The organism is Candidatus Erwinia dacicola (assembly GCF_001756855.1).
Lineage (GTDB): Bacteria > Pseudomonadota > Gammaproteobacteria > Enterobacterales > Enterobacteriaceae > Erwinia > Erwinia dacicola.
Window position 1 is genome coordinate 1 of record NZ_MAYS01000232.1, and the last position, 3029, is coordinate 3029.

3 protein-coding genes and 2 pseudogenes are annotated in these 3029 nt (G+C 49.8%); 2 read left to right on the plus strand and 3 right to left on the minus strand.

Annotated elements, in window-relative coordinates; genetic code table 11:
• Positions 1-214, plus strand: a pseudogene (locus tag BBW68_RS19150) (IS30 family transposase); the annotation flags it as partial.
• A gap of 224 nt (positions 215-438) precedes the next feature.
• Positions 439-642: pseudogene (locus BBW68_RS20610) on the plus strand (DeoR/GlpR transcriptional regulator); the annotation flags it as partial.
• 103 nt (positions 643-745) lie between these two features.
• Here BBW68_RS20610 and speD read toward each other — a convergent pair.
• The 3 genes from speD to BBW68_RS07295 form a co-directional block, all read right to left on the minus strand.
• Positions 746-1561 (minus strand): adenosylmethionine decarboxylase, encoded by an 816-nt coding sequence (gene speD / locus BBW68_RS07285; RefSeq protein WP_070134623.1) that lies wholly within the window; start codon positions 1559-1561, stop codon positions 746-748.
• 21 nt (positions 1562-1582) lie between these two features.
• Entirely contained in the window at positions 1583-2440 is an 858-nt protein-coding gene (speE, locus tag BBW68_RS07290; protein WP_070134624.1) for a polyamine aminopropyltransferase, read from the minus strand.
• 99 nt (positions 2441-2539) lie between these two features.
• Positions 2540-2887 (minus strand): YacC family pilotin-like protein, encoded by a 348-nt coding sequence (locus tag BBW68_RS07295; protein ID WP_070134625.1) that lies wholly within the window; start codon positions 2885-2887, stop codon positions 2540-2542.
• Positions 2888-3029: the final 142 nt, after the last annotated feature.

Here is a 3029-nt window from a genome sequence, read left to right on the forward strand (position 1 = left end):
AGCCGAACTCAAACAGAAACCTGGCCATTTCGAGATTGACACCATTTTTGGCAAAGACCAGAAGTCATTCCTGCTCACTCTCGTAGATAAGGCCCTAAAAACCGTCATCATTCGGAAGCTGCCCAATAAACGTGCAAAAACCGTGGTTGCCGCTTTCAGAGACATTGAAGCCAATACTTTCTGCGAGTTTATTGCGCGGCCTTACCATTCCTAGGAGCGCGGCCTGAATGAGCATACCAACGGGCTGATTAGGCGTTTTTACCCCAAGGGAACGGACTTCAGTCAGGTCAGTCATCGTAAGATTGCCGAACTCGAACACACGCTCAACACCAGAGGGCGAAAATCTCTGGGCTATCGCTCTCCCAATGAGGTATTTTTAACGCACTTACTGGCGGCATAAGCCCCCTCCGTTTTGTTGCGTTTCGACTGGGAATGGGGCAAAACTCTACCCTGAAGCAGGAGCTGCTCGCCAATGCGCGCCGCCGCGTGCTTCTGGCCGACAGCAGCAAATACGGCTCGTAGTCGCTGTTCCAAGCCGCGCCGTTGCAGCAGCTAACCGATATCATTACCGACAAGCCGCTCACGCTGAAATCGGATGAAGAACTCAGCGGACAGCAGTTTGCCTTGCAGAAGGTGCTGTAAACTAAAGCAAACCACGATGTAATTAAATGAAAATAGCAGAAATAAAAAACGGTCGCAGGCCGTTTATTTATATGAATAACTAAAATCGATAAATTAAGTTGTTTTAAGGTGTTTTTAATCCGATGGTCGGGATATTGCGGCCATAGTAAATTTCACGCATTTCTTTCCACAGCAGATCGGTGATGCGCTTATGTTCCTGCGGGCTGAGGTCGGCAGGATTGGTATTAAACAGATAATGTTTAAGATCGAACTCCTTCAGCAGCATTTTGCTATGGAACATATTTTCCTGATAGACATTCACATCCATCATGTCATACATCGCCTTCATATCGTCCGACATAAAGTTCTGGATCGAATTGATCTCGTGGTCGATAAAGTGTTTCACCCCATTGACGTCACGCGTAAAGCCGCGCACGCGATAGTCGATGGTGACAATGTCGGATTCCAGCTGGTGAATTAAGTAGTTCAGCGCTTTCAGGGGCGAAATCACGCCGCAGGTCGATACTTCAATATCGGCACGGAAAGTACATAGGCCACCTTCTGGATGGCTTTCTGGGTAGGTATGCACGCAGATATGGCTCTTATCAAGGTGCGCAACCATGGAGTTTGGCAGCGGGCCGGGGTGCTCGGAGGTATCGATATCGCGTGGATCGACAGGCTCTTCGCTCACCAGAATCGTGACGCTGGCACCCTGTGGTTCATAGTCTTGGCGTGCGATATTCAGCACGTTCGCCCCGATAATCGAGCAGGTCTCGCTCAGAATTTCGGTCAAGCGATTAGCATTATACTGCTCATCAATGTACGCAATGTACCCGTCGCGTTCAGCTTCAGTGTTCGCGTAACAGATATCGTAGATACAAAAACTCAGGCTTTTCGTCAGGTTATTGAAGCCATGTAGTTTCAGCTTTTGCAATTTCATTCACTCCCTAAGAATGCCTAGCTAGTCTGCCAGCGCATTCAACAGATATTGCGGCAGGGCAAAACTGCCCGTGTGGATCGCCGGATTGTAGTAACGGCAGGTAAGTCCTGCTGCGGCAAAGCGCGATGCGATAGTGGCCGCATCCGGCTGGCGTAGCTCTGGGTTGTCGCTGGCCCAGGCAAAGGTCATGATGCCGCCGTAATAGGTCGGAACCGCCGCCTGATAGAAGCTGACATCAGCAAAATAGTGGCCGAGCTTGCGGTGGCTGTTGACGGCTTCATCCTGCTGCAGGAAACAGACGCCATTCTGCGCCACGAAGATGCCGTTAGGGTTAAGGCAGCGGTGGCATCCCTGATAAAAGTCTGAGGTAAACAGGCTCTCCCCCGGTCCGATGGGATCGGTACAGTCAGAGATAATGACATCGAACTTTTCGCTGGTCTGGCTCACGAAGTTCACGCCATCGTCGATCACCAGCGTGAAGCGTGGATCGTCATAAGCGCTCTGGCTGTGGTTCGGCAGGTACTGTTTGCAGAACGTCACCACGCCCGCATCGATTTCGACCATGGTGATTTTTTCAATGTTCTGATGACGGTTGACTTCACGCAGCATGGCACCATCGCCACCGCCGATAATCAGAACGTCTTTTGGCGCGCCGTGTGCCAGTAGCGGAACGTGGGTCATCATCTCATGATAGATAAACTCATCGCGCTCGGTGGTTTGTACCACACCGTCCAGCGCCATGACGCGACCTAACACGGAGTTTTCAAAAATGACCAGATCCTGATGCCCGGTTTGTTCGCGATACAGTACTTTATCGACAGAAAAATACTGTCCGAATCCGGCATGAAGCGTTTCATACCACATTTCTTTATCGGTCATGGTGGGGACTCCTCCTGACGAAAAATGGGCCAATATCATAGTCATTTATGACCGTGGTTGCACGGTCAAATGATCGGCAGCAAGAAGGATAACAGCGGTTTATTTCACGTAGGCGAGCAGACTCAGCGAGTCCCGTGCGAGAGATTTACACTTGGTATCATTAGGAACGGCAATACCGCTCAGATCGCGATAGCTGTCTTCACCCAGTGCTTTCATGTTGAAACTGTTGTAATTGGTTAAATCCCAACGGTTTTGCTGTGCAAAAAAGACCAGTGCCCGGCGAATTTGCCCGTCCGGTAAATCCTGATAGCCACAGTCATTTTTTAAATAAACAAATACGGCGGTTAAATCTGCCAAATCTTCTGCTTCCGATTCGCTCAGGGCGAAACTGGTGGAGGAGAAGCCAAACAGCCCTAACAGCAACAGAACTTTGATGCTTTTCTTCATAGTTATTCTCATACGTGTGCAATAACCTGACGTTAGCACAGTTCAGGCCAAGTGCCAGTCAAAATTAGCGCAGAAAATGGTAGAGTCTTGGGACGTGGTGTAAATTTGGCAGGATGGTGAGCGCCATCGGCTTATCCGGTAA